Below are 26,835 nucleotides of genomic sequence, written 5' to 3' on the forward strand. Positions count from 1 at the left end.
CAAGCCAACTTGCTAATTGCCAAAAGCTAAGGGCTTTTTTTACATCTTAATTGCCGATTTCACTGCAAATTCTTCTGCAATCTGCTCAATCCACGCTGCAACATCTTCTTCACCTGTTGCTCTCTGATACGTACTTCCCAAGGATACTAAAATCTGGTGGATAAACATTTTCATCTGATCAACAGGCATTTCTTTAGTCCAAAGATCAATTCTCAGCGCTTCCATTGTTTTGTCATCCCACACTGAAATCATTGTTGCTTTGGTTTCTTCTTTTTCCACTCCGCCATCTTCTGCATTCCAGGTGATCAGTTCGGGGATGTGGTTTTCATCCAATTCTACATCTATCGTTATTTGAGTCTTTCTCATTTTATATTTTTTCTAACTTTATTATTCTTCTAATTTCGGTTTATAACCCGCCTGATTAAAAATTTCTGTTGCATCCATTTTCAGAAAATCCATCAATTTTGTTTCAGGTTTCTTTTTAAAATATTCTCTGCAAATCTGCCATCCTGTGAAGATTCCTACCATCGGCGACGAATTGTTATCAATTTCTGTATAAAACTTTGAAAACGGTCCCGGAGCGATGAAACGTTCTGCCAATCGGTGGTCATCCCCAAAAATCAGATTGTTTTCTACAAAATAATTATAAATATTGGCCTCGTTTGCTTTTGCCCAATCGTACTGCTCTTTCGTATAATCCATTTTCAGGTAATCCGGAGTTTCCGGTAAAAATGCATCCTGCAAAGTCATTATTTTTCCGTTGTACACCATCAAATCAATAAATTTCTGACTGTTACCTGTATACGGAACAATGTTTTCGGCAAACATTCTTGATACTTTAGGAATAATATTACTCGGATTCATTGATTTTTGGAAATACAATTCTAAACCTTTGTAATTAGCATTTTTATCTCCCATAAATCCTGAAATATCAATGAAAAGGAAATTCGTTTTATCATCATATAAAAGTGGATCCTGAATCATCTGCAAAGCCGAGGAAAAAAGGAAAACTTTCGGACTTTTAAACTGCGGAAAGTAAAATTTGATGTGCGAAAACAAATCCTGAAGTTCGTTCTGCAATTTGTTCTGATCAATTTTACTAATCGCTTCTTTATAGATTTTTATTTCCTGTGTATCAGCTCTTCTTTTTTTGAAATCTTCATCCGGAACGGTTCCCTGAAACCAAGGGAATTTTGCAGTAAATTGCTCTAACGGAACATTCTGATCATAAAATTCTTTTGATATATCGGTCATCTCTACCTTTTCGGCAGGATTTTTTATTTCGACTTTCCATTCAGTTTCCTGTTCTTTTTTACAAGAATTTAAACTTAAAACTAAAAGGCATGAAAGTGCTGCAGTTCTAAAAATCTTCATTATTTTTACATGAAATTTAAGAGACAAAAATAAGGAAAATTAATGGCAAAAATATTCATCAAGACGGAAAGACTTGTTTTTTGAAAATATTTGTGCTTTTAAAAACATAGAAAAACTTCCGCCCAATAAATAAAAATAATATGCAGACCCAAAAAGTAATTGATCATATCGTACAATGGCTAAAAGATTATGCCGAAAAATCAGGAGTTAAAGGTTACGTACTCGGAGTTTCCGGGGGTGTAGATTCGGGAGTGGTTTCTACTTTAGCTGCGATGACAGGTTTAAAAACACTGTTGATCGAAATGCCTATACGTCAGAAAGAAGATCAGGTAAACCGTGCATGGGAACACATGAACGATCTGAAATCAAAATTTCCTAATGTTGAAGCAATGTCTGTTAATCTGACACCAGCTTTTGAAGAACTATACAAAACTTTTGATGTTCATGATGATGAATTTCCAAACGAAAAACTGGCTTTTGCCAATACAAGATCCCGTTTGAGAATGCTTACTTTATATTATTACGGACAAATCAACGGACTTTTGGTTTGCGGAACAGGAAATAAAGTAGAAGATTTCGGGATTGGATTCTACACAAAATATGGTGATGGCGGCGTAGACCTCTCTCCTATTGCAGATTTATACAAAACTGAAGTATATCAATTGGCGAGAGCTTTAAATTTAGTTAAAAATATTCAGGAAGCTATCCCTACTGACGGACTTTGGGATGCTGAAAGAACCGACGAAATGCAGATTGGTGCAACATATCCCGAGCTGGAAAAAATACAAAAAGAATGGGGAAATAAAACTGAAGCAGACTATAGTGGAAGAGATTTGGAAGTTTTTAAAATTTTCAGTAGAATGAACAGAGCTGCACAACATAAAATCAATCCGATTCCGGTGTGTGATATTCCTGAGGAGTGGAGAGAATAAAGTAAATTTTGCATTGTAAGTGAGTTGTCAATCATGAATTTTTGCAATTCTATTTATAATTTTAAATCGACAATTCGCTAACGAAGTTACATTAACGATTGACCTAAAAACATGAATCCTAAAATCCGCTCACTACTTTTCGCCTGCATGGGACTTCTTTTCGGAATGTCGGTGATGTATGTCTACAATCATTTTATTGTGGATAAAGGCGAAACTGTCACTACTTACGGTAGATTAGATTTAAAAAACGCCTTCGAGCGATCTGGCAGACAATCAATTGATGAACTTACCAAAGAGAATACTGTAATTAATTACATAAAGCAAAACCATAAACTTCCTGATTACTACGTCACAAAAAATGAAGCCAAAAAGCAAGGCTGGAATCCATCGCAGGGAAATCTTTGTGATGTTCTACCCGGAAAAGCAATTGGTGGAGACTCTTTTGGAAATCGTGAAGGAAAGCTGCCTAAAAGTGAAAAATATTTTGAAGCTGATGTGAATTACAATTGCGGAAACAGAAATAGCGACCGAATTGTTTTCACGAAAAACGGAGACGTATATTTAACTAAAAATCATTATAAGAGTTTTGAGAGGCAGTAACCTGTCATTGCGAGGAGCGAAAGCGACGAAGCAATCTTTATAAATAATATTAAAAACAACACAAATGAAATCCGGTTTCATCTACATGATTACCAATAAAAACAATACCGTTTTATATACAGGCGTTACTTCAAATCTTCCGAAAAGAGTTCAGGAACATAAAGAAAAGTTTCACGAGCAGAGTTTCAGTGCAAAATACAATGTTAATAAGCTGGTATATTGGGAAGCATTTCAGGAAATTGGAGATGCAATCTTTCGGGAAAAACAGATAAAAGCTGGTTCAAGACAGAAGAAATTAGAATTAATAAATTCGATGAATCCAGAATGGAAAGATTTGACGGATGATATTCAAAATATTATGAATCGTTTCTGAGATTAAAAAATGTCTCAAGATTCGCTACGAGATTGCTTCGTTCCTCGCAATGACAATAAAACGCTTACATTTGAACAGTAAAAATTTAAATAAAACTATGAACACAACATACATCGATTTCGCAGACCTGGGAGATTACGAAGATTTTTATACACAACTGAAAGAAAAAATCAAACTCCCGGAATATTTTGGAGATAATCTGGATGCACTTTCTGACGTAATTTCCGGAGAATTGGAAATGCCTCTTCATTTAGAATTTGTTAATATGAGCGTAGATCAGCTTGAAATTTTTGAAGATCTTCTCACCACATTGGAAGATACAGAAGATGAAGTGGAAGATTTTTCTTTCGCATATTATCTGGAACAATATGACGATGAGGAAGAAGAAGAAACGCCTGAGTAAAACTTTTTAAATTTTAAAGGTTTAAAATTTATCAAGTAAAATGATCATACAAATAGTTTCGGGGCGCAGCAAAGCTGCGCCCCGAAACTATTACCAAGTTCAAAGATGTTATTTCCCTAAAACTTCCATCAAAGGTTGTCCTATATTTCCACTTGGATTTTCTATTCTCAAAAACTGGGCGATCGTAGGTGCAATATCAGTCATAAAATGGGAAGCATTGCTTTCCCCATGAGGAACTTTCCAACCCATAAATATTAAAGGAATGTGCGCATCATAGGAATTCCAAACGCTGTGTGTGGTTCCTTTTTTGGCATAGTTCGGAAGCATCCCATCATGAGAAACAATCTGAATATCTCCGCTTCGTTGCCAGTTATAACCATTAATCACACGAGTTTTAATGGGTTCCGGAATTGGTGCGTTCCCAACTTCTTTAAGATCTATTGCATACAATACACGCGGATCTTTATTTAAGTTTTCAATAATACTTTTTTTGATTGCTGCTTCATCAAGCTTTTTCTCTTTGATCAATTGATGATCAAGATAAATTTGGTAATTATCGATCCCTAAAATCAATTTACTGGCTGCATATTTTGTTTCAAGTTCGGTACCTAGGTTTTTTTCTAGACCGTCATCAAAAAATCCTGTCAGCATTTTGTTCTCTTTCATATACCCTTCAGCATGCGCTCCGCCATGATCTGCAGAAAGAAAAACAAGATAATTTCCTTCACCTACTTTTTTATCAAGAATTTTAAAGAAATTGGCTAATTCAATATCCAATCTCAGATATGTATCTTCCACTTCTATCGCATTGGGACCATAAGAATGCCCTACATAATCTGTAGAAGCAATATTTATGGCAAGAAAATCCGTAACCTGATCTTCTCCGAGTTGGTAACCGTCAATAGCAGCTTCAGCAAATTTTAAAGTATACGTGTTTCCAAAAGGTGTTGTTCTTAAAACTCCTTTATTTACAGCGTAATCTGCCGCAAGATTGCTGTAAGGAAAAGTAGGATTCTTAGCTGTTCCCACAGGTTTCTCCCAAGGCACATCATCTCTTGTGCTTTCGGTATACTGATTGATTGGCAATAAAGTATTCCAACCGTTGGCAACCAGTTTTTCGGCTAATTTCTGATCATTAAATTGATTCACCCAATTCGGCAGACTGTTCATATAATAAGAACTCGTCACAAAATTTCCTGTATTTTCATCAAACCAGAAAGCGCCATTCGGATTGTGACCTGCAGGTAAAATAGAAGCCCTGTCTTTTAATGAAACTCCAACCACTTTAGATTGAAAGTTGCTTGCAATTCTCAACTGATCAGTGATCGTGGTACTCCAAAGATTTTTTGGCGAGTGACCACCAATTTTATCATTGGTACCGACACCTTTTACTTCGCTATCTTCGGTGCAGTATACATTTTTACCGGTTGCTTTATCAGTCCAGTCATTTCCTGCGATCCCGTGAATCGAGGGTACCGAACCGGTGTAAATTGTAGTATGACCAATTGCAGTAACCGTAGGAACATAAGGAATCATCACATTATTGAATGAAAAACCTTGATTCAGCATTCTTTTAAAACCATCCTGACTGTATTTGTCATAAAATCTGTAAAGATAATCCCATCTCATCTGATCTATTACCAGACCTACGACCAATTTTGGTTTTTCTAATTGTGATTTTTTATTTTTCTGAGCATTAACAGTCATTAAAGAGACAAAAGTGACTGCTGCAATCGTAATTTTCCTTAACATTGAATAACTTTTTTGTAGTGGTAAATTTACAGGTTTTAAAAGTTTTGGTGTGTGAAATTTTCTTTAAATTTGGGAGTTAGTCTTTAGCAAAATCTCAAAATTTCTTTCTGATAATAATTTCTACATTTCTTAGCCAAATCTAAACTTCACCATGAAAAAAATCACATTATTTTTTATACTTATCTTTTGTCAGCAAAACCTTTCTGCACAGAAAGAACAACAATATATGTTTTTCAAAACATGGAATTTTATTAAATATTACCATCCCGATGTTGCAAGCGGAAAAGTAAATGCCAACAGTTTATTTTTAACTACTCTAAAAAATATCAGCTCAAAAGATGATTTTAATTCGGTAATTGGAAAATTATCACAAAATTTAAATAAAAACCTTACAATACCTGCTCCGATTGAAACATCAAAAGACATTCTTACAAAGAACCAGGATTCCAGCTGGTATCAGAAAAACAATAAAATAAGCATAGGAAATAAAGATTTGCTCAATGGGATTTACACACACCGATATAATTTTGAGAATCTTCCGAAAGAAAGATTGGTTAGCGATGAAAAAGAATATATATTTCCTAAAACTGAAAACCTTCCGCTAGAATATCGTTTGCTTACTTTGGCAAAAATACAGGGAATTGTAGATTATCTTTTCCCCCACAAATATATTATGGATCGAGGTTTTGATGATTTTCTTGAAAACTGTTTGGATGAAAACTCAAAGGTCAATTCAAGAAAGGATTTTGAAATCATATTGGCAAAACTGGTTTCAAAATTTAAAGACAGTCATGCATTCAGCTTTTATAAACAGTTGAATTACAGAAAAGATATTTTTCATGGAAATTATCTTGCACCTTTTGATTTTCAGATTGTTGAAGATCATATTCTGGTGACCCATCTTATTTTTCCGGAAATTTGCTCTACTGCACAAATCAATGTTGGAGACAGAATAATATCCATCGGCGGAACAAGTATTCCTAAAATCATCAAAGAAAAAGAAGAATTATTATCTACTTCAAATCGTGAGAAACTGGTTTATCTTCTTTCAAAATATGAAAATAACCTGATTTGGAATGATGATCTTCAACAAAAGTCTTTTGAAGTAGAATCTGCTAAAAGCAAAAAAAAATTTACTACAAAGGTTGACATGATCAGCCCCTCAGATAAAGAAAAATATGATGTCATCGTTAATTATCTTCAAGATAAAATTAAGAAAATAGAAAGTCGTGAGATGGTGCATAATGATGTTGCTTACTTTAAAGCTAATGAGACATTAAAGTTTATCAATAATGTTGCTGATGACAAAATAGATGCTAAAATAGATAGTATTCTGAGCAATGCATCACAGAAAAAAGCGATTGTTTTTGATATGAGAGCTTATCCTGATTGGGGTGGCTTTTTCTATCATTATGTTTACAAATACTTCTCACCTGCCGAAAATTATTTCGGAAAATATTACAAACTCAATGTAAAAAACATCGGAACTTTTGCTTATAAAGATGATGATTATTTTCCATCAATCGCCGGCAAAACAACTCACCATTACAAAGGCAAGGTTTTCATTCTCGTTAATCCTGATACCCGAAGTGCGAGCGAATGGTATTCGATGAGTTTGCAGAAAATATTTCCGCAATCTTTGACGATTGGTCACCAAACGTCTGGTGCAGACGGAGATCTTGTGAAAGTAAATCTACCGGGAGGATACCTTTTAGAGTTTACAGGAAACGGAATTTTTTATCCTGACAATTCTCAAACCCAACAAAAAGGCATCAGAATCAATGAACTCATTCAATACAGAGATCAGGATATTTTAGATAAAAAAGATCTGGAGTTTGAAAGAATTCTCGAGTTAATCAAATAAACATTAACTGCTTTCAAAATTTACACACAATCTTTACAAACCCCTGTCAAAATACAATTCACACTTTCCACATGATACCCTTTTGGTAAGGAAAACTGAACAGGAACCGGCAGACACTCGATAGTCTGACAATGGGTACATCTGAAATGAAAATGATGATCTGCCAATTTCTTTTCTTCACATTTGATACAGACTGCAAAATACTGTTTACCATCTTCGGCAACAATTCTGTGGAGAATTCCGTCTTCGCAGAAGCGATTCAGGACACGATAAATCGTTGCCCGATCCATATTTAATTCAATATTTTTTTCGATAGCATCCTGGCTCATTGCTTTTCCGGTACTGGAGAGCAGTGATAATACGGCTTCTTTTGCGGGGGTACTTCTTCTCTTCATTATTATTAATGCGATTATGTTGCAATAATAGAAATTTGTATTAACTTTGGCAAATAATTTAAAACAATTCTTCTTTAAATCGATTTTAATCTACCTGTTAAATAACAAAACTTAAAATTATGAATGAAAATAAGCTGTTCGATGTCATTATTATTGGCGGAAGTTATGCCGGATTATCTGCGGCAATGGCGTTGGGAAGATCTTTACGAAAAACTTTGGTGATAGACCATGGAAAGCCATGCAATATTCAAACGCCGCATTCTCACAATTTTCTGACTCAGGATGGAAGTTCTCCTGCCGAGATTTCAAATTTAGCTAAAAATCAGGTTGAAGAATATGAAACGATAGAATTCTATAGTGGTAAAGCAACCTCAGCTCAAAAAACTGATAACAGATTTGAAATAACTGTTGAAAACGGAGAAATATTTAGTGCAAAAAAACTGATTATTGCCACAGGAATTGCAGATGAAATTCCTGATATAAAAGGTTTTAAAGAATCTTGGGGAATATCACTGATCCATTGTCCGTACTGTCATGGTTACGAATATCGAGATAAAAAGACTGCAATTATCGCCATTGGTGACAGAGCAGTGCATATTGCATCGCTTGTTAAAAATTTAACTCAAGATGTCACCATTCTGACGAGAGGAAAAGCAGAATTTACAGATGAACAGTTTGAAAAGCTTAAAAATAATCAGATTGAAATTATTGAAAATGAAATTTCAGAACTAAAGCATGAAAATGGTTATGTAAAAAGTCTGGTGTTTAATGACGGAAAAGAAATCAATTTTGAAGCTGTTTACGGAGCTTTTCCTTTTCAGCAACATTCTGATATTCCGAAAGACTTGGGCTGTGAATTTACAGAATTTGGTCATATCAAAACCGACCAGTTTCAAAAAACCAATATTCCCGGTCTTTTTGTTTGCGGTGATAATGCTTCGATGATGCGCTCGGTTTCTAATGCAGTGATGACCGGAAATGTAGCCGGAGCGATGGTGAATATGGAATTGGTGACGGATTGTTTTTAAAAAAAGACAGGGTATTCAATCAATTTTGTAGATTTGATTAATATATCAAATCTGCATGAATAAAATTTTCACGATGCTACTTCTCGTTATTCTTTTAAAATTGAATGCGCAGAATCATAGATTTATCTATGAATACAAATATGTTCCTGATTCTACAAAAGTTGACAGCGTTTTAGCCGAAAATATGCGTCTCACAATTTTTAAAGATCATTCTGAATTTCTGAGTGAAATGAAAGCTAAAAGAGATTCTGCAGTTGTAAAATCTTCGCAGAAAAACAATGGAAAAGTGGGTACAGACCTTTCACCCGGAAATATCAAAATGTTCGTGTGGAAAAATAAAAATAATATCAAAAATTATTCTACCGAATTCATTGAAATGGAATCTTACAAAGTAACCGATGAAACAGATTTAAACTGGAAACTCATCAATGAAACTCAAAAAATACAAAATTACAATTGTCAGAAAGCAGTATTACAGTTTGGAAAACGAGAATGGACAGCTTGGTTTACAACAGAATTACCATTTCAGGACGGTCCGCATTTATTCCGGAAACTTCCGGGTTTAATCGTGGCTATTGAAGATTCCAGAAAGCATCACTCATTTAAACTCATTGCCAATTATAAAACTACTGATGACACTTCCGTTATCAAACCCATTCATCTACTGAAAAATTATGAGGTAAACAGGAAGCAGTTTAATAAAAAATGGAATGACTTCAGGAAAAATCCGATTAGCACAAACGAACAGTTTTTATTGATGAATCCACAGATTACTCAATTTAAATCCTACGACGAAAACGGGAATGAAATAGATGCAAATAAATTCAGAAAATCAGGAACAGAAAAGGCAAAGAAAAATTTAATTAAAAACAATAACTTTCTTGATCTTGAATTGTACCGATAATGAGTACAAATGATTATTAAAACAAACCAAATGAATGTCCTCAAAGACCATATTAACAGAACAATTTCATTAACAGATGAAGAATTTTCGGTTGTTGAATCATTTTTCACGGAAGAACGTTTTAAAAAACGTGAAATGATTATTAATGAAAATGATCAGGTTGAGCATGTGTATTTTATTGTTTCCGGACTTTTAAAACTTTTTTACACAGACCGGGAGGCCAAAGAGCATATCATTTCATTTTCTATGGAAGATTGGTGGGAAAGCGATTATGCAGCATTTTACACGCAAAGTAAAGCTACCCAATCCTTACAATGTCTGGAAAATACTGTTGTTTTAAAACTTTCATTTGACGGATATCAAAAACTACTGAATGAAGTTCCAAAAATGACCGATTTCTTTCTTAAAAAAGCAGTTGGCGGACATATCTCGAGCCAAAGAAGAATATTATCATTAATGACAATGAATGCAAAAGAACGGTATGAACAATTCATTAAGTTCTATCCCGTTTTGTTACAACGCATTCCTAAAACTGTATTAGCATTATATCTTGGCGTTTCCCGAGAAACTCTGAGCCGCCTTTTTCTTGACTCAAAGTAAATCTGTGACACACATCACACAATACAATCATCTCATCTGCCGAACTTTGCTCCATTAATTAAATTAAAATATTTCAACATGGAAAAAAGAATCATCAATCCTTGGAAATGGCAGGACGATAGAAATTACGCACAGGCTGTGCAAGTTACCAATGTTCAGAGTACGCTTTATGTTTCCGGGCAAACTGCTATTGACGATGACGGAGTTACAAGTGATGCCGATATGAGAACGCAGATGATAAAGACATTTGAAAATCTGGAGAAAGTGATTACTCAGGCAGATTTTGAGCTTAAAAATATTGTGAGACTCAATGTTTATACAACAGATCATCCCGCATTTTTCGAAAATTTCGACATCTGGCAAAACTGGATGTCCAAAAACGGTATTCAACAGGCAAGCAATGTAATTGAAGTCAAAACATTGTTTGAAACGTTGAAAGTGGAAATGGAAGCGACGGTTGTGAAGTAATTTTTCATGTGAATCGTCTAAAGCAAGACAATGTAAAATTTAGTTCGACAGATAATGATAAAGTTTATTAAAATTTTCTCCTTAATATCGTATTCGTTAATTATGTTAATGGGATCAATGATACCTATTCCATTTATTTTTTGGTTAGGTTTTACTGTTTTTGACTTTGGAAATGTCGATCAGCTATTTGCATTTTTAGGAATTACTGGTATTGTTCTTAATATAATGAAATTCAAATATGATGTAGCAATTTCGATATTGAGTATTATTTTGATGATTGCTGCAGTAGCAAGTCGATTGATGTATGTTTCAGTTGAAACTTTAAATTATCCTGCATTTACAATTCCTTTTTACACTTTTATTACAACTCAGACTTTATCAATATTCTTAAAACTAAGAATTAAAGCCAATCATATCTCATAAAAAAAGGTTTAAACATAAAAAACCGTCTCGAAATTTCGGGACGGTTTTCATTTATATAAAGTTTAATAAAATTAAAACTTCAAATCACCATTTACGTCTCTTACTGCTTTTGCAGCTTCAGCAAATTTAGCTTTCTCTTCTTCAGTTAAAGAAATGTTGACGATGCTTTCAACACCATTTTTGCCAATGATTGCAGGAACGCCTAAACAGATATCGCTTTCGCCATATTCTCCGTCCAGCATCAATGAACAAGGGATCATTTTTTTCTGGTCACAAGCAATTGCCTGAACCATTACAGAAACTGCTGCACCCGGTGCATACCAAGCTGAAGTACCCAATAATTTAGTTAGAGTAGCACCACCAACTTTAGTTTCTTCGATGACATAGCTTTGCTTAGCCTCATCAAGAAATTCAGTTACAGGAACTCCGTTTCTTGTAGCTTTGCTCAACAATGGTAGCATTCCTGTATCACTGTGAGCAGCGATTACCATTCCGTCTACGTCTGAGATTGGAGCTTCTAGAGCTTCAGCCAATCTGTATTTGAATCTTGCAGAATCTAAAGCACCACCCATACCGATGATTTTATGCTTAGGAAGACCAGAAGTTTTGTGTACCAAATAGGTCATTGTATCCATTGGATTAGCAACAACGATGATGATTACTTCAGGAGAATTTTTTACTAAGTTTTCAGTAACTTCTTTTACGATTCCTGCGTTGATACCTATTAATTCTTCTCTTGTCATCCCCGGTTTTCTTGGGATACCTGAAGTAATTACTGCTACATGAGAACCTGCTGTTTTGCTGTAATCTCCTGTTGTTCCTGTAATTTTTGTATCAAATCCGTTCAAAGATGCAGTCTGCATCAAATCCATTGCTTTTCCTTCAGCAAAACCTTCTTTGATATCTACTAAAACTACTTCTGAACAGAAATCTTTCATTGCGATGTATTCTGCACAACTTGCTCCTACAGCACCTGCACCAACTACGGTTACTTTCATAATATATTTATTTATTGTTTATTATTTGTATTATGGAACTTTACAGATTCATAATATATTTATTTATTGTTTTTAATGGTATTATGGAACTTTATAGTTTCATAATGTTACTTTTTAAATTATAATTTTTTTTTGCCTCCCAAATGTACAAATTCCCGAAAAATTGCGCAATCTTTCGGGAATTTAATTATTATTTAAGAAAATTAATTGACGTTCAATAAAAACGTATACAATTTTTTGGCTCCCGATAACACTTCATCATAGTTTTTCTCTTTAACTTCATTATCTAAAAACTGTTTAAAGTTTTTCCACATTGATCCTGTATTTTCCTGATAACACCCAAAGAAATTGAAAGTCACATCTTCAAAACCTTCTGTTTTTGAAAGCTGTTTTGCAATTACATTTCCTCCCAAAGTAGAACCTTCAATAACGTACATAGCTCCCAAAGCTTCGTATGTATTATCAAATTCTAGTGGATGGGAAACTGTTTGATTTTTCAGTTTCAGACTTGCCAAATCTTTTTCGATTAACGGAAGTTTTACTCTTTGGTCTAAATGAAGTTTTCCTGAAAAACTCTCTGAAAGTCTGTTGAATATTTTGTCTTCGCTGTGAAGAAGCATCAAATAGTTGGTATTGATGATTTTTTTGTAATCTGCAAGAGTAAATGTTTTGTTGAAAATTTTATCAGAACTAAATAGTTTTTCTGCTGCATCATGAAACTCAGCCGTATTTTGTTTTAGATACTCAGATACCATTATTTATATTTAAATTTTCACAAATTTAGGGTTTTGAAACGTTAAAATAAAACAAGTTCCTTCATTATTGCTTTCATACGCTACATTTCCTCCAATTCTGATCATGATTCGGTGAACGATTGAAAGACCGATTCCGTTTCCTTTGAATTGTCTGGCGTTATCCATCCTGCTGAAAATTTTAAACATTCTGTGTTTTTCAGATTCAGGAATTCCGATACCATTGTCTGTGATTCTGTATATCACTTTGTCTTCTTTTTCGATTCCTTCAATAATTACTTTAGGCTCTTCATGCTTTGAAGAATATTTCACCGCATTGTTGATAATGTTTAGAAATACCTGATGCAGCAAGGTTTTATCAGCCAAAACACTCGGACAATCTTTGATTATAACATTACTGTCCGGGCTGTTGAAAGTCATTTTGGAATTTTCAGTAATTTTCTCAATGGTTTGGCGGGTTTCTATACTTTCAAGTTCAATTTCGATGTGCTTGGCACGGCTCAGCTGAAGTACGTCCTGCATCATCTCAGCCATACCGTCAATTTCATCAATGATAGAGCTCAATTTATGTTTATTTTTATCTGAAGTATCAGAAAGACTTCTCAGCAACATCTGAGCATTCAGTTTCATTACCGTGAGCGGAGTTCCCAAATCATGAGAAATGGTGTAAGAAAAGCTATCTAGCTCTTCATTCACTTTTTTTAGCTGCTCATTCAGACTTTTTATAGTGATATATTGCTTGTGAGAGGTTTCTAAAATTACGTCACGAATTGTCTGCACCGCAATTTCATTTCTGGAATTCCATCTTGTAGAATTTCCTTTTATATTTTCTTTAAAAACTTCAAATGAAGTTCTTGGAGAAACCATGTTTTTTTCTTCACCATTCTGAGAAAAAACTTCGATTTTCTTTTCGGGGTTTCCTGCCCAGTTGATATGTTCATTAAATTCTTTTCTGAACCAAATCAGCAACTCTCTTTTACTTCTTTCAACAAAATAAATAATCACTCCGCCGGCTGTTTCGTCAAGACCCAGCTCATCACCAAAATCTTTAAGGAAACTACGGCTGATGAAAACTGCTTCTTCCGTGTTCTGATATGCCCAATCTACAATTTTTTGTACAACATGGCGCTGCGGTGTAACTCCTTCTGTTACCACATAATTTTCAGATATCACAGCTATACCATCTGCTTCAGGAAGATTTCTGATTTCAGATTTATTTTCTACCAGTGATTCAAATAAAGTATTGTGTTTTAAAAATTCGGTCTTAAGATGCGAAGCTTTTATATTTAAGTCTAAACGATATTCTAATTCTTTTTTCGACTTAAAAGATGAATACGCATTGGATGCCAATACGGTAAAAATACCTGCCTGTACACGGTCTTCCAGGTCAATATGTTTCGGCACAGAATTCTGACAAGCTACCAAGCCCCACAATTTATCATCAATAATAATAGATACACTGAAGCTTGAAGCAGCACCGGAGTTTTTGATGTATTGCCCATGAATAGGCGACATTGCTCTCGATGACAAATAGGTAAGATCAATAGTATCCAGTGTTTTACTGAGTATTTTTACAGGCTCCGAATACACATTGCTGAAAATTCTTTTTCTTTTCTTTTTGTAAAGTTCGCGCGCCTGTACAGGAATATCAGATTCCGGGTAATGCAAACCCAGATAACTTTCTAAATTATTGTTTGTTTTTTCTGAAATCACCTTACCGGAACCGTCTTCCATGAATTTATAAACAATGACACGGTCGTAATTGATGATACTGAAAAGGCTATTCAGAAGCAGATCCCAAATTTCCTGCTCGTTATCGATGATGTAGAAATTATCGTATTTATTGGTAATTCTTTTGTGAGGATTTTCTAAAAGTTCTTCAAACTCAAGAAAAATATGATTCTGACTGCGATAAACAGAAAAGTGATATTCTTTATCTTCAATTAAGATTTTATCAAAATACGTTTCATTTTCCCTTCTGGTTAAGGTATCTACAGACTGAAAAATATCTGAACTTAATACTCCCTGAAATAATTCTGGGAAATCTGTGATTTTTTTTCCGAAAAAAAGATCCGGATTTTCAGTTTTAAAAAGATCGGTAATATTTTCACCGAAAAAAGTAATGTTACGAGTTTCTGCGTCTATGCCAATCAGATATCCGAAACTTTGTATGTAGCCCGGTATATGAATGGGCTCTTCATGACATTCAACAAAATTCATAAATAACACTTAAAGAATCAAAGTTAATCAAATTTTATATCCGAATAATACTTTGTGGTATCAGTTGTGGAATTTCTATTAATAATTAATAAAAATTACAATTATTTAATATTAAATTAACTTTTTAAACAGGAGATTATGAAATAATTGCTAAATTTTGATGATAATGTTTACGATTTCGACAAGTATTTTATGCAAATCTAAATCAGCTATAATTCATCTAAGATTTTTTGTTTAAAGAAAATTACACTTCTTTATCAAAATACAGCATATAGAATTTGCCTTTTTCATCCTGACCCTGCTCAAGCATTTTTCGGTCACCGTGAATATAGATATGAAAATTTTTATCTAATTTAATGATGCTTTTAAAATGTCTCTGCGTTTTTTTTACTGCAGCTTCACTGATCGGAAATTCTTCTGAAATATTGATCTGCATTTCCTGCTCATAATCTGTTTTAAAATTATTAAAACTTTCAATCACATGTTCGTCTTTCAAAACCTCAGCCGCAAACTCATCCAGCTTAAATTCTTCTTTTTCTTTGAAAAAATTGATAGACTGATTCAGAAAATCTGCTTGATCTGCCTTCGAAACTTCAAATTCCTGTGGTAATTGTTTCGTAATGTAATCTTTATAGACCATTAAAGCTTCCTGAGTGTGGAAATATTCGTCATCTCGCTGTTTCACTTTCAAGAAATCTTCAAACCAATAGTACATATCGCCGTTTTTATTGTTATCAACGACCGAAAGTACGTACCCGCTTTCTTTACTGCTATTGTAGATCAGTGCTGCTTTATCGATTTTTGAAAGACTGATTCCCTGATCTTTATCGATCTCAAATGATTCATTTTTAGGGAAAATCTTCAGGAAAGATTCTCTTTTTTCGGTTTTAAAAATTCCGATTTTATCCACTTTTTCATCACCTTCTCTATCGTCCTCAAAATATACAATGAACAATTCGCCACCCTGCACTCTCGGATTTTCGGCAGCTTCAAAAAGATGCCTGGCGAGATTTTCAGATTCAAAGAAAAATTTAGCTTTGTCTTCAAAAATTTCAGATACAGAACTGTACACCGGATTATTCACCAAGTAAGAGTCGCTGTAAAACTGGTAGGTTTCTTCGGTTTTAAATGATCCTAGAAAATAATTCTCCAGCAATTCAACAGTTCCTTCATCCAACTCAAGCTCTTCCTGAGAAAGTAAAAGAGATTCTCCGTTGATTTTATTTCCGACTCTGTGTACTACAATTTTTGAAAACATCTTTGATTTTTTGTGGACTGCAAATATATTTAATCTCCGCATTAAAAAAGTAAAAATAAATTTTTCTTTTAAACACAAAAAATAAATTGACTTGAGAATAATTAATTTATCACCAATAAATGATTTAAAATAACTAATCAAAATAAAACAATTCTATAATAAAGCCTTAAAACTCCCATTAATAAAGAATTATTCCGCTATCAACAATTTCATTTTTAAATTATTTACTTTAAGTATTATTTAACATTCTCTCTTTTGTTTTGGTACACTTTTGGTTATCATTTTCTGGATTTAAGAAAAATATTTAAAATAATGAAAAATTTTGAAGCGCAAACGATTAATGAAGTACAGGCAATCGAACATTTAAAAATATTTTATCCATCTATTCAGAACGAAATAGCGCAGTTATCTGCTCAGAATAATTTCCCGGGAATCATACAGTCAACGGTTGATTATTTAAAAGTTCTTTTGCAGGAATCTAAAATCAATATTGTCAATCGTAATATCAAAATGATGGAATGGCTTTATAAAAACGGAACTTTCAATGTAAAACATATCATCGAAAATCTTTTTATCAGATCATTTGGAAGCCTTAAAAAGCATACTGACATCCAACAATGGAATCTTTTGTATCAGTATATGCCCATTGAATTTCAACAAATTTATCTCAACCAAACCAAGCTTGATGAGATGATGTTTAAGAAGAATTAATTTTTATATTTGTATAAACGATCGATGCCCGAACATTCAGTTCGGGCATCGTTTATTATTGGCCATTGATTTTAAACTTAATATAGTTGAATTTTACAAGCACGTAGATGTATCTTAATTATACTTTTTCGTTGCAGTAACTACTTTCAGGGCGATCGTTCGAAGCTCTTGATTTCCTTTTGTTAATGAAGATACTATATCATAGCACTCCTGCAAATACCTTTCGGCAAAATCCGGGTCACTTTGCGAAATCTCAGTTGCATTATCAATGATATCAGCATATTTTATAGTTTGAGCTTCCGGACTAATCCCTTTAAGGCGATCGAGCTCCTTTTTCTTTCTTTGGAAACGGTTTAAAGCAGGAAAACTTTTTTTGATATATACATCGGTAAGTTCTTTTACCAGCTGCACGGTAAAATACTGCTCTTCCTCACTCATATAGTTTTTCAAAAATACTGACAGGTCATTTTGTGTATAAGGAGTGTCTTCCAGCACATCGTGAAGTACGGCCGCCGCCAGAACAGGAAGGCTGTCGGTATACTGACTGCATGTTCTCATCACCCTTACAGGATGAACGATGTACCGGTCTGGAGTGTACTTTCTCATCTGATCACCGTGTGCATGATCTGCAAATTCAATAATTTTATCTAATTTCTCTAAATCGGTCATATTAATTTATTGTATTAAATCATTTGCTGTATGGGAATTCCAGTTTATTCTTTTTCCAGCTTAGAAAGTACTCTTCATACTGCACAATGGATTCCTGATTACGTATTTATTAAGCCTCTCAAATAAAAGCATTACTTTTTTAATGGTATAGGATTTAGATCATAAAAAGCGACATTCCTAATCTTTTTTTTCTATCAAAACACAATTACAAAACATTAAAAATCAATTACTTGTATCTTATTTTTTCTCCCAGTGGTACAAAAATTGGATTTAATATTGTATACAAAATTAAAAATATTAGTTATGATTTCATCAAAAATTCACGCTGCTTTAGATTATATTGTAGGGATCCTACTCATTGCAGCACCTTGGCTTTTGGGATTTGCTGACAAAACTGCAGCAACGTTAATTCCAGTTATTTTAGGGGCTTCAACAATAATATACAGCCTCTTTACCAACTACGAATACAGTTTAGTCCGCCTTATTCCCTACAAAATTCATCTTACAATCGATTTCATTGCAGGGTTGCTTTTATTAGTATCACCTTGGCTTTTTGGCTTCAGCGACAGAGTTTATCTGCCACACGCCATTTTAGGAGCATTTGAAATTATAGCGGTGATGCTTTCCAGAAAAGCAACTGATAGTATTCAGAGAACTAGGCAGATTTAAGGATCATCTCATGATTATTTAATAATAAGGTTATCCTAAAGTCAGGGAATCCATTTTATGTTCCTTTGAAAATACATGAAATTATAGTTATAAGCCAAAAACACGACAGCACTTCTTTTAAAACGGTCAGATACAATAAAACATGATCAAGAAATTATGACAGTATTTATCTTTTCTTAAACTCCAATACAATAAAAATAAACATCTATGTTAGCAATGAATTTCCGCGGACCTTTTCGCGTACGCGCAGACCGCAATATGCCGGAACCAAAAATAGAACATCCTGAAGACGCAATTGTGCGGGTATTAAGATCCTGTATCTGCGGCTCAGATCTGCATCTTTATCATGGCCTTGTTCCCGATACTCGTGTGGGAACCACGTTTGGACACGAGTTTATCGGATAAGTAGTTGAAATTGGCTCCTCTGTACAAAAACTGAAAGTAGGCGACAAGGTAATGGTGCCATTTAATATTGCCTGCGGAAAATGTGCTTTTTGTAAACAGGAACTTTATGGTAATTGCCATGAATCAAATCCAATGGCCACTGCAGTAGGAGGTATTTTTGGCTACTCTCACACGGCAGGCGGTTTTCAAGGCGGGCAGGCCGAATATGCCCGTGTTCCTTACGCAGATGTGGGACCAACAGTAATTCCTGACTGGATGGATCCGGACGATGCAGTGCTGCTTACTGATGTGGTTCCTACCGGCTATCAGGCCGCAGAAATGGCAGGTATTCAAAGAGGTGATACCGTAGTGATTTTTGGCTCCGGACCCATTGGTATTATGGCAGCTAAATCTGCGTGGCTGTTTGGTGCAGGAAGAGTTATCGTGATCGACCATCTAGAATACCGGCTCGATTTCGTAGCAAAATATGCGCAATGTGAAGCTTATAATTTTAATAGCATTGGCGATCCCGTGGTCTTCATCAAAGCCCAAACTGATTCTTTGGGTGCAGATGTCTGTATAGATGCCGTAGGATGCGAAGCAAAAGGGAATTTGACGAATACGATTCTGGGAACGAAGTTGCTTTTACAGGGTGGTTCTACCACGGCACTTCACTGGGCAATTAATTCTGTAAAGAAAGGCGGAATTGTTTCGATTGTGGGTGTTTACGGCCCTACAGATGCATTAGTACCGATAGGAAACGTTGTGAATAAAGGGATTACGATCCGAGCCAATCAGGCAGCCGTAAAACGCAACTTGCCTAAGCTTATTGAACACATAAAAAACGGGAACCTTGACCCCAAACAAATCATCACTCACCGGGTGCCACTGGAAGAAGTAGCCGACGCTTATCATATATTTTCACGCAAGCTGGACGGCTGCATAAAGACAGTGCTTATTCCGCCAACCACTTAAAAGTTTTTAACTAAAAATATTACGACATGCTTACAGACGAAACAAAACCCTCCGATTTTAAAAAGAGTGAAGAAACAGATTACAGCCAGATAAAAGGTTGGGGAATAGATGCCGATCCGCAAAACGACCCTGTTTATCCAATGAAAAAACGTACTAACGAAGAACATGAAGGCTACACATGGGAACGACCGGAACAGCAACCTGAAAATGCTGAAATTCTGAAGTCCGTTGAGCGACCCAATTTAACCGCTGTTTTTGGTACTGCCTCGCCGCCGGAAGGTATAAACGGAGCCATCAGAAAATTGGCATTCCGTTATAGTGAATCCAGCTATGGAAGATGGCTTCCACTTGTTCTCGCAGACCGTGTGGGCGCAGTTGAAGGAATTATTGACGATTTAAAAAATGGTTATTTGCCCAACATCTTTGCCGAGCGCGGATGGGGAGCAGAATGGAAGTACAATAAAAAGAGTTTTCTTCTGAAATTTGCAGTAGCAGCGGCCGTGACTGCCGTCGCCGTAAGTGTTCTATCTTCAAAAAAGAAAAACAACGATTAATCAACTCACGGTCGGAAGAAATTCCGGCCGTTTTTATGTTTTACTTAGTCCCTGTTTGTTATACTTTTCATACCGAGCATTAATGATGACCACTTTGCGATCAGTATCTGTAGATTCCTATTCTCGGAATTTTCTTAATGCCGTACTATAGTAGGTCTTTTCTCAATTGCTGGAATTGTGAAACAGTCTGATCACTTGGTTAATGACTAGGCTATTTTTTATAATTCAAAAAAGGTCTGTAAAGAATTACTTTACAGACCTTTAAAATCAAATATCAAAAAGAATCATTTTTTTCATCTCCCCTAATAAAAACATTGTTTTTAATTTTTCCTCCTGATTCTTTAAATTCAGTGAAAGCATCTGCCAATGCCTGCAATTCTTCATCGAGACCCGGAGCAAATTCTTCCGGTCGTTCAGGCGCTTGCGGGCTCGGAAACGATTCACGAGGTTCTTTAAGTGTTGTCAGTTGTGTCCCATCATTAAATGGCGATGGTTCGCTGAAAATCTGTTCCATTAATGACCCGTCCATACGGAACGTGTATTGTTCTCGATGCAGGCCTAAATCCATCAGTCTCTTTACTTCAGGAAACTGTGAAGAATCAAATTTTGGCACAGGTAAAGCCTTGCTCCAATCTACTCCCAAAGTTTCCAGGGCTTTTGCGAAAGCTGCCTGATGAGCCTCATCCCGAACGATAAGAAATGCGACGGTTGCCCGTAAGGTCTTGTTACTGCTCATCTGGTAGATTCTGCATTTTTGAATCCTCCCGGTAGCCTCTAGCACTAAATTGTCCATCAGATCGAGAACTAAATTCCCATGATTGTGTACATAACTTCCACTCCATGGATTCCCGGCAGCATCCACTGGTAGCGCAGCTTGGGCACCTATGATGTAATGATGTGGATTTTGTTGTTCTTTAGCCATATCCAATGCGACACCTCCGTCTTTACTTGGTGCTTCATATTGGTCTCCCTGATATCTTGGAGATCCATCTAATAACTGAGAAATAGTTTTGGTGATTAGCTCTACGTGAGAAATCTCCTCAATACCTACTCCCTGAATTAGATCCATGTAGGGCGTAGCGTTGCCACGGAAGTTAAAACTCTGGAAAAGATACTGCATCATGGTACGCATTTCGCCGAACTGACCACCTAATCCTTCCTGCAAGGCATTAGCCGCAGATGGATCCGGTTCATCAAGCACAATTGGATTAATAAGATTTTGTGAATGGTAAAACATATTTTTATTTTTTGGTGTTAGACTTAAAATCTGCTAACTTTATGCCAACCACTGTTATTGTGGTATATAAACACCTAAAAACCAAACACTTATGACTATAGTCATATAAAGTTTTCAAATAATGTCCAAAATTTTATTCATATGGGTGACTATTCATTTTCAAGTATAACTGAGATCTTAATTGCTTACCTTCCAAATCGAAAGATTTGTTAGATATACCTTGTTACCCTCTAGAAGAATAGGAGCGTTTTTTCAAAATAATATGTAAGATCCAATAGCTCATAAATACTAACTGCAGTCCTCCGTCAATACAATAGACCCATTTGATTACGCCTCTAAAGTAATAGTAGAGTTCAATTACCGCTAAAGATAGACAGCAAAGAATGATTGCAATTGCCATGATAAAATTCTTTTTGTCGCTGAATGCAAGATAAAGTAAAATCAGACAGTAAGGCAATAGCAATACACCAACAGTTTTAACAAGCCATACTTCCCTTTTATATCCGGTAACTGCTAAAAAACCCGTTATATCTATAAGTGGCCATACAGCGGTGACAAAAAAATAAGCCGCCTGGATAAGAGGGAAAATTTTAACTTTTTGCATCTATTTCAATATTAATACAGCACAAACGGTTTTTAGTCCGTAATATCTTATTGCTATTTATTGTAAGTTTTAGCAGTTCTATTTTCAGACGGATTAATCTGTAAACGGCATCTTCCAAAATACCCATTTTAGAAAAGGTTCATGTCAGCAATCTTTTGAAGAGTTTACTGCGGAATATTGATGGAGCATGGTAAGAGTATAACAAACTCTGTGTGACATTGCAAGACATAGATTTTGATATAGTTTCGGATAAACATCAAGCATTGCGAAGAAATTTTGTTTACAGACTCTCATTATTTTACATGTAGTCAGCGCAACTGCATTCATTGGATATGGTTGTTTAAGAAACAATACCATGTCCCCGAAACACTGTCCTTCAGAGAGAATGTTATGAATAAACTCCTTACTGTCTTCATTAATATTATTGAGTTTAATCTTTCCTTCAATTATCTGGTAATAATATGAAGATGAATTTCCTTCACGGAAGATAAATTCCTGAGGCATATATTCTATAATTTCAGCTCCTGCAGAAACTAAATAATGTTCTTCTATAACCATAGTTTTTGTTTATTGAATATTAGCACTTGTTATTTCATAATATACTGCCCAACCGATAAATACAATCAGCTCATAATATGAGGTAGCTTCTGAAATGAAGGCAGTACAGTGATTACTAACTGTTTTTGATAGAATCTACATCGTAAGCAGTACTAGTGATCGCCGGAATTAGGGTTAGTAATGCGAATAATTTCATAGTTTTTGTATTTTGCGGTGTATTTCAAAGATAAATAGTCAAAACCTTTGCATTTTATGATGTAAGTCATTATCAACACTATGTTTTTCAAATAAATATTAATAATTCAAGCTTTAATTTGTCGTAAAAAATTCACTACAATTAATATGTCAAAGTGGTAATACTGCTTGATTTTGAAATGCTTTCAATGTATTTGATGTAAAGAAAATGCTCATAATAATTTTATGAGCATTTTAAACAATTAGACATTAAGGTTTGGGAATAATGTAATAGGTTATCTTAGTTTCAGTATAAAAATTGCATTATTTTTAAAATGAATCTTAGCTGCTCATATTCGCACCTTTCATCTGTCCTGTGTTGAGGTCTATAATGCAGCTTTCCGTTAAGAGGTGAACTGTGAGGTTTTCAACATATATCGGAGATCCTTTTTCAGCAGTGTCTATGTTGGTTTGACCCATATTTTTGGCACTGATCACGATCACCATACCTGATCCTTTACACACTGCTTTGGAACCGTCCTCTATAAGTAGAGCTGTATCTTCTCCCAGACCGATGCCATTAAGATCTTGATGAAGTAAAATAGCATGGGCAAGTCTTCCAAATCTTCCTCGATGTACGAAATGAGTATCAACAACTAGATTATTAAGAACGCCTAGTCCTGAATTAAGCTCTATATCATCTGCTAATATAGCCTCACCATTTTCTGCGTCGCTGATAATAATCTCTGGTATGCACATTGCTCCTGCACTGGTGCCGGCAAGAACGAAGCCTTTCTCATTCTGATATTTCTCCCGAAGTAAGCTTTGAATGTCCGAATTTTTCAGATGTTCGCAAATCCTGCTTTGATCACCGCCTGTAAAGAATACCGTTTTTGAATTAGATATTCTGTCTAAATATACATCAAGTGGCGTATTGTCGTCAATAACGTGTAAGAAACCAAAATTGGTATACCCTATCTCCTCAAATGTTTTTTGATAGGTGTCGCGCATACTTTCAGGTTCCGAACTTGCTGCTGTGATCACTTCTATTCTGTCATCTTTGGATTCCGCGAGAAGTTTAAGAATTTCATTGGGTGAAAACTTATGGTTATTTTCCTTAATTTCAACTTTGTTATCGGCTCTATCCTCATGTCCACCAATAATTAATAATTTTCCTTTTGGAATCATAAAATCAAACTATTTTTAAATATTAAACGGTAATTTCCACAACAAATCATGTTGTCATTTCAAAATTATACCGAAAAAATGAGAGTAGTATATGAGACGAATCATATATAAAAAACTTCAATGAAAATATTTTCATTGAAGTTTTAATCGGTTTGCTATTGCCATTAAGATTATTAAAATATCTTTTCAGTATAACTATGATGGAGATTAATGTTGATACAGCTGAGCGACATTCTGTGTGATCTTGAGTGTCTCTATGGCATCGTCTGCGCTAATAACAACATAGCTTCCTGTTTCTGCATTATCAATAGCAAAGTGAATAGCAGATTGGGTATCTGCAATAACCTTATATTCTAAATACGGCTTTATATCTTGAATCCCCTGTGCTAAAAGCTCGACAATAGATTCCTCACTTCTCCCCCTTGTATCACGGTCAAACCTAATAATAATATCATCATACATTGATGCAGCAATCTGCCCGAACTCTATGATATCATTATCGCGGCGGTCACCCGGTACAGTAATAATCCCGGTTTTTTTCTCCGAAATATGTTTAAGATATCCGGCGAGCGCCTGAAGACCGTGAGGATTGTGGGCGTAGTCCACGATGACATTTAAGCCGTTGATTTCAAACTCATTGATGCGACCGGGAGTTTGTTCTGCAGTAGGAATAAAACTCTTTAATGCAAGAGTGATCTGTTCAATTCGGATTCCTGAGAAATATCCTGCTAAAATTACAGGCAGTAAGTTCTCAATCATAAATTCTGCTTTTCCATCACGAGTAATGGGTGCTTCGGTTACGTTAAAAACGAAAATTTTATCAGCGCCATTGTAAAGGATTATATCATGTTGATGATCTGCATATATTGCACATCCGCCATTCTTCATATGTTCCTGAAGGCGAATATTGTTTTCATCAGAACAAAAGAGAGCAACATTACAACTCACGCTGTCTTTCATTCCATATACAAGTTCATCTGCTGCATTCAAAATTGCCCAGCCTTCTTTCTTTACCGCACACGGAACCACTGCTTTTACATTGGCAAGATCCTCTACCGTATAAATATCTTTTAATCCCAAATGATCAGCTGCAACATTGGTGACAATTGCAATATCGCACTGGTCGAAACCGAGACCTGATCTGATAATTCCGCCGCGGGCACATTCAAGCACTGTAAAATCAACGGTCGCATCCTGTAATATCGTATGCGCACTTTGGGGACCGGAACAATCCCCTATTTTAATCCTTTCACCTCCAACATAAATACCGTCTGTTGAGCTAAATCCCACAGTATATCCTGCAAATGACGCTACGTGCGCCATCAGTCTGGTCGTTGTGGTTTTACCATTTGTCCCGGTAATCGCAACGATAGGGATTCTGCCCTCATCTCCCTGCGAAAACATTAAATCTACTATCGCATCCCCGACTTCACGTGGTTTTCCTTTTGTAGGATATTTATGCATTCTTAGTCCAGGAGCTGCATTCACTTCTATAATCGCACCGCCATTTTCCAAAAGAGGCTTGGTAATATCCGGGCTTATAATATCGATTCCGCAAATATCAAGGCCAATAACTTTGGATACTTTTTCTGACAATAATATATTAGATGGATGTACGATTTCTGTAACATCTTCCGCAGTACCACCTGTGCTTAAATTGGCTGTAGACCTTAAAAATATCTGCTGTCCTGTTGCAGGAACAGAATGCAGTTGCAGTCCTTGCTTTTGAAGATGCAGTTCTGCAGCAGAATCCAGATTGATTTTTGTCAGGACATTTTCATGGCCATCACCTCGCAAAGGACTGTTATTTTCGGTTTCTACCAGTTCTGAAATGGTTGAAAAACCATCTCCGACTACAGAAGCAGGCTGTCGTAATGAGGCTGCAATAAATTTATTTCCGATTACTAACATTCGGTAATCATAACCTATAATTTCTTTTTCAACAATCACAGATTTTGATATTTGTGCCGCAGAACGAAATCCATTAATAAGTTCTTCAAAGTTTTTAATGCCGCAAGTCACATTTTTTCCCTGATTACCATTAAAGGGCTTGGTGACCAATGGATATCCCAAATTTTCAGCAATCAGTGAGAGTTCACTTTCATCTTGCGTCAATCTTCCATCAGGCACCGGTAAATAGGCACTTTTTAAGAATTTCTTAGTGTAATCTTTATCACAGGCAATATCTACGGAAATACAGGATGTGTAATTAGAAATCGCAGCGCTGATTCTTTTCTGGTTTTTTCCATATCCCAAAATGGTAAATCCAGCAGGTCCTGTATGCACAGGAATATTCCGTTTTCTGGCAGCCTCAATGATCATAGAAGTTGTGGGTCCTTCGCTGTACTTACAGTGAACAGTCATAACCTGCTTCTGAACTTCAGTGAATGTTGCAGGAATTCCATTATCAGAGATTGACTGTATAATTTCTGACGCAAGTTTTAATGATTCCAGACCGGTCTCTTCAACCTCATATTCTATTACTCCGTAAAATATCCCCGGTGAGAATGAAACGATATTATGATAAATAGATGGCCCTTGTAATTTCGAAGCCAGTTGTAAAATATAGCTTAGTATACAGAGCCCAAACTCATCATGTTGACAATCAAATTGATAGTTTGAACGGAAATAATCTCTGATCAGCTGCTGTTTTTCAGAGTCTGTTTCCGAAATTGTAAAAGGATCATATTTAATAACAATTAGACGGTGGTGAGTGCGGGACCACATGTTTGGGCCCCGCATAATTCTGATTTCACTCGTAATCATAA

General features: G+C 35.4%; 28 protein-coding genes and 1 pseudogene. 15 read left to right on the forward strand and 14 right to left on the reverse strand.

Annotated features, from left to right (window positions below; all coding sequences use genetic code 11):
• Positions 1-39: 39 nt before the first annotated feature.
• Positions 40-366, reverse strand: coding sequence for a gliding motility protein GldC (gene gldC, locus ACZZZA_RS00080; protein ID WP_463429244.1), 327 nt, complete (start codon positions 364-366; stop codon positions 40-42).
• A gap of 21 nt (positions 367-387) precedes the next feature.
• On the reverse strand, positions 388-1,374 hold the full coding sequence (gene gldB / locus ACZZZA_RS00085; protein ID WP_463429245.1) for a gliding motility lipoprotein GldB: 987 nt from the start codon (positions 1,372-1,374) through the stop codon (positions 388-390).
• A gap of 140 nt (positions 1,375-1,514) precedes the next feature.
• Between gldB and nadE the strand changes: the two genes are divergently transcribed.
• The 4 genes from nadE (at position 1,515) to ACZZZA_RS00105 (ending at position 3,682) form a co-directional block, all read left to right on the forward strand.
• Entirely contained in the window at positions 1,515-2,306 is a 792-nt protein-coding gene (nadE, locus tag ACZZZA_RS00090) for an NAD(+) synthase (protein WP_463429246.1), read from the forward strand.
• Positions 2,307-2,417: 111 nt separating this feature from the next.
• Positions 2,418-2,906 carry a ribonuclease domain-containing protein gene (locus tag ACZZZA_RS00095; protein ID WP_463429247.1) on the forward strand — a complete coding sequence of 163 codons (489 nt, stop codon included), beginning with the start codon at positions 2,418-2,420 and terminating at the stop codon, positions 2,904-2,906.
• A 64-nt stretch (positions 2,907-2,970) separates the two neighbouring features.
• A complete protein-coding gene (locus tag ACZZZA_RS00100) occupies positions 2,971-3,279 on the forward strand; it encodes a GIY-YIG nuclease family protein (protein WP_463429248.1) in 309 nt (102 codons plus the stop codon).
• Between the two features lie 97 nt (positions 3,280-3,376).
• On the forward strand, positions 3,377-3,682 hold the full coding sequence (locus tag ACZZZA_RS00105) for a barstar family protein (RefSeq protein ID WP_463429249.1): 306 nt from the start codon (positions 3,377-3,379) through the stop codon (positions 3,680-3,682).
• 108 nt (positions 3,683-3,790) lie between these two features.
• Here the strand turns inward: ACZZZA_RS00105 and pafA are convergent, their stop codons facing one another.
• On the reverse strand, positions 3,791-5,434 hold the full coding sequence (gene pafA, locus ACZZZA_RS00110) for an alkaline phosphatase PafA (RefSeq protein WP_463429250.1): 1,644 nt from the start codon (positions 5,432-5,434) through the stop codon (positions 3,791-3,793).
• Positions 5,435-5,585: 151 nt separating this feature from the next.
• On the opposite strand from pafA, the gene ACZZZA_RS00115 reads away from it, so the two are divergent.
• Positions 5,586-7,298: a S41 family peptidase gene (locus ACZZZA_RS00115; protein ID WP_463429251.1), complete on the forward strand. Its 1,713-nt coding sequence runs from the start codon at positions 5,586-5,588 to the stop codon at positions 7,296-7,298.
• 20 nt (positions 7,299-7,318) lie between these two features.
• Here the strand turns inward: ACZZZA_RS00115 and ACZZZA_RS00120 are convergent, their stop codons facing one another.
• Entirely contained in the window at positions 7,319-7,693 is a 375-nt protein-coding gene (locus tag ACZZZA_RS00120; protein WP_463429252.1) for a Fur family transcriptional regulator, read from the reverse strand.
• Positions 7,694-7,812: 119 nt separating this feature from the next.
• Here ACZZZA_RS00120 and ACZZZA_RS00125 point away from each other — a divergent pair, with 119 nt between their 5' ends.
• From ACZZZA_RS00125 to ACZZZA_RS00145, 5 genes are all read left to right on the forward strand, one after another.
• Positions 7,813-8,721 carry an NAD(P)/FAD-dependent oxidoreductase gene (locus ACZZZA_RS00125; RefSeq protein WP_463429253.1) on the forward strand — a complete coding sequence of 303 codons (909 nt, stop codon included), beginning with the start codon at positions 7,813-7,815 and terminating at the stop codon, positions 8,719-8,721.
• A 55-nt stretch (positions 8,722-8,776) separates the two neighbouring features.
• Positions 8,777-9,625 carry a GLPGLI family protein gene (locus tag ACZZZA_RS00130; protein WP_463429254.1) on the forward strand — a complete coding sequence of 283 codons (849 nt, stop codon included), beginning with the start codon at positions 8,777-8,779 and terminating at the stop codon, positions 9,623-9,625.
• A 30-nt stretch (positions 9,626-9,655) separates the two neighbouring features.
• Positions 9,656-10,225 (forward strand): Crp/Fnr family transcriptional regulator, encoded by a 570-nt coding sequence (locus ACZZZA_RS00135; RefSeq protein ID WP_463429255.1) that lies wholly within the window; start codon positions 9,656-9,658, stop codon positions 10,223-10,225.
• 78 nt (positions 10,226-10,303) lie between these two features.
• Positions 10,304-10,693, forward strand: a complete 390-nt coding sequence (locus ACZZZA_RS00140) for a RidA family protein (RefSeq protein ID WP_463429256.1) — start codon at positions 10,304-10,306, stop codon at positions 10,691-10,693.
• Positions 10,694-10,801: 108 nt separating this feature from the next.
• Positions 10,802-11,116 (forward strand): hypothetical protein, encoded by a 315-nt coding sequence (locus ACZZZA_RS00145; RefSeq protein WP_463429257.1) that lies wholly within the window; start codon positions 10,802-10,804, stop codon positions 11,114-11,116.
• Positions 11,117-11,187: 71 nt separating this feature from the next.
• Here the strand turns inward: ACZZZA_RS00145 and ACZZZA_RS00150 are convergent, their stop codons facing one another.
• From ACZZZA_RS00150 to ACZZZA_RS00165, 4 genes are all read right to left on the reverse strand, one after another.
• Positions 11,188-12,114: a malate dehydrogenase gene (locus ACZZZA_RS00150; RefSeq protein ID WP_463429258.1), complete on the reverse strand. Its 927-nt coding sequence runs from the start codon at positions 12,112-12,114 to the stop codon at positions 11,188-11,190.
• A gap of 203 nt (positions 12,115-12,317) precedes the next feature.
• The gene (locus ACZZZA_RS00155; protein WP_463429259.1) at positions 12,318-12,869 is read right to left on the reverse strand and encodes a biliverdin-producing heme oxygenase; all 552 of its coding nucleotides are present in this window, start codon (positions 12,867-12,869) and stop codon (positions 12,318-12,320) included.
• Positions 12,870-12,878: 9 nt separating this feature from the next.
• Positions 12,879-15,086 carry an ATP-binding protein gene (locus tag ACZZZA_RS00160; RefSeq protein ID WP_463429260.1) on the reverse strand — a complete coding sequence of 736 codons (2,208 nt, stop codon included), beginning with the start codon at positions 15,084-15,086 and terminating at the stop codon, positions 12,879-12,881.
• Positions 15,087-15,330: 244 nt separating this feature from the next.
• Positions 15,331-16,344, reverse strand: coding sequence for a nucleoid-associated protein (locus ACZZZA_RS00165; protein WP_463429261.1), 1,014 nt, complete (start codon positions 16,342-16,344; stop codon positions 15,331-15,333).
• A gap of 312 nt (positions 16,345-16,656) precedes the next feature.
• Here ACZZZA_RS00165 and ACZZZA_RS00170 point away from each other — a divergent pair, with 312 nt between their 5' ends.
• Positions 16,657-17,055 (forward strand): DUF7674 family protein, encoded by a 399-nt coding sequence (locus ACZZZA_RS00170; RefSeq protein ID WP_463429262.1) that lies wholly within the window; start codon positions 16,657-16,659, stop codon positions 17,053-17,055.
• A 114-nt stretch (positions 17,056-17,169) separates the two neighbouring features.
• Here the strand turns inward: ACZZZA_RS00170 and ACZZZA_RS00175 are convergent, their stop codons facing one another.
• Positions 17,170-17,724, reverse strand: coding sequence for an HD domain-containing protein (locus ACZZZA_RS00175; protein WP_463429263.1), 555 nt, complete (start codon positions 17,722-17,724; stop codon positions 17,170-17,172).
• Positions 17,725-18,027: 303 nt separating this feature from the next.
• On the opposite strand from ACZZZA_RS00175, the gene ACZZZA_RS00180 reads away from it, so the two are divergent.
• The 4 genes and pseudogenes from ACZZZA_RS00180 to ACZZZA_RS00195 all read left to right on the forward strand — a co-directional run bounded on the left by ACZZZA_RS00180 (position 18,028) and on the right by ACZZZA_RS00195 (position 20,306).
• Positions 18,028-18,393: an SPW repeat protein gene (locus ACZZZA_RS00180; protein WP_463429264.1), complete on the forward strand. Its 366-nt coding sequence runs from the start codon at positions 18,028-18,030 to the stop codon at positions 18,391-18,393.
• 258 nt (positions 18,394-18,651) lie between these two features.
• A pseudogene (locus tag ACZZZA_RS00185) lies at positions 18,652-19,023 on the forward strand (alcohol dehydrogenase catalytic domain-containing protein); the annotation flags it as partial.
• 63 nt (positions 19,024-19,086) lie between these two features.
• Positions 19,087-19,752 (forward strand): zinc-binding dehydrogenase, encoded by a 666-nt coding sequence (locus tag ACZZZA_RS00190; protein WP_463433706.1) that lies wholly within the window; start codon positions 19,087-19,089, stop codon positions 19,750-19,752.
• Positions 19,753-19,778: 26 nt separating this feature from the next.
• On the forward strand, positions 19,779-20,306 hold the full coding sequence (locus tag ACZZZA_RS00195) for a hypothetical protein (RefSeq protein ID WP_463429265.1): 528 nt from the start codon (positions 19,779-19,781) through the stop codon (positions 20,304-20,306).
• A 274-nt stretch (positions 20,307-20,580) separates the two neighbouring features.
• On the opposite strand, the gene ACZZZA_RS00200 is transcribed toward ACZZZA_RS00195, so the two are convergent.
• The 5 genes from ACZZZA_RS00200 to cphA all read right to left on the reverse strand — a co-directional run bounded on the left by ACZZZA_RS00200 (position 20,581) and on the right by cphA (position 26,833).
• Positions 20,581-21,543, reverse strand: coding sequence for a manganese catalase family protein (locus tag ACZZZA_RS00200; RefSeq protein WP_463429266.1), 963 nt, complete (start codon positions 21,541-21,543; stop codon positions 20,581-20,583).
• Positions 21,544-21,766: 223 nt separating this feature from the next.
• Positions 21,767-22,147, reverse strand: coding sequence for a hypothetical protein (locus ACZZZA_RS00205; protein ID WP_463429267.1), 381 nt, complete (start codon positions 22,145-22,147; stop codon positions 21,767-21,769).
• A 144-nt stretch (positions 22,148-22,291) separates the two neighbouring features.
• Positions 22,292-22,705: a Crp/Fnr family transcriptional regulator gene (locus tag ACZZZA_RS00210; RefSeq protein WP_463429268.1), complete on the reverse strand. Its 414-nt coding sequence runs from the start codon at positions 22,703-22,705 to the stop codon at positions 22,292-22,294.
• A 516-nt stretch (positions 22,706-23,221) separates the two neighbouring features.
• Positions 23,222-24,067, reverse strand: a complete 846-nt coding sequence (locus ACZZZA_RS00215; protein ID WP_463429269.1) for a cyanophycinase — start codon at positions 24,065-24,067, stop codon at positions 23,222-23,224.
• A 207-nt stretch (positions 24,068-24,274) separates the two neighbouring features.
• Positions 24,275-26,833, reverse strand: coding sequence for a cyanophycin synthetase (gene cphA / locus ACZZZA_RS00220; RefSeq protein ID WP_463429270.1), 2,559 nt, complete (start codon positions 26,831-26,833; stop codon positions 24,275-24,277).
• Between the last annotated feature and the right edge of the window lie 2 nt (positions 26,834-26,835).

The organism is Chryseobacterium sp. AC405b (assembly GCF_979258685.1).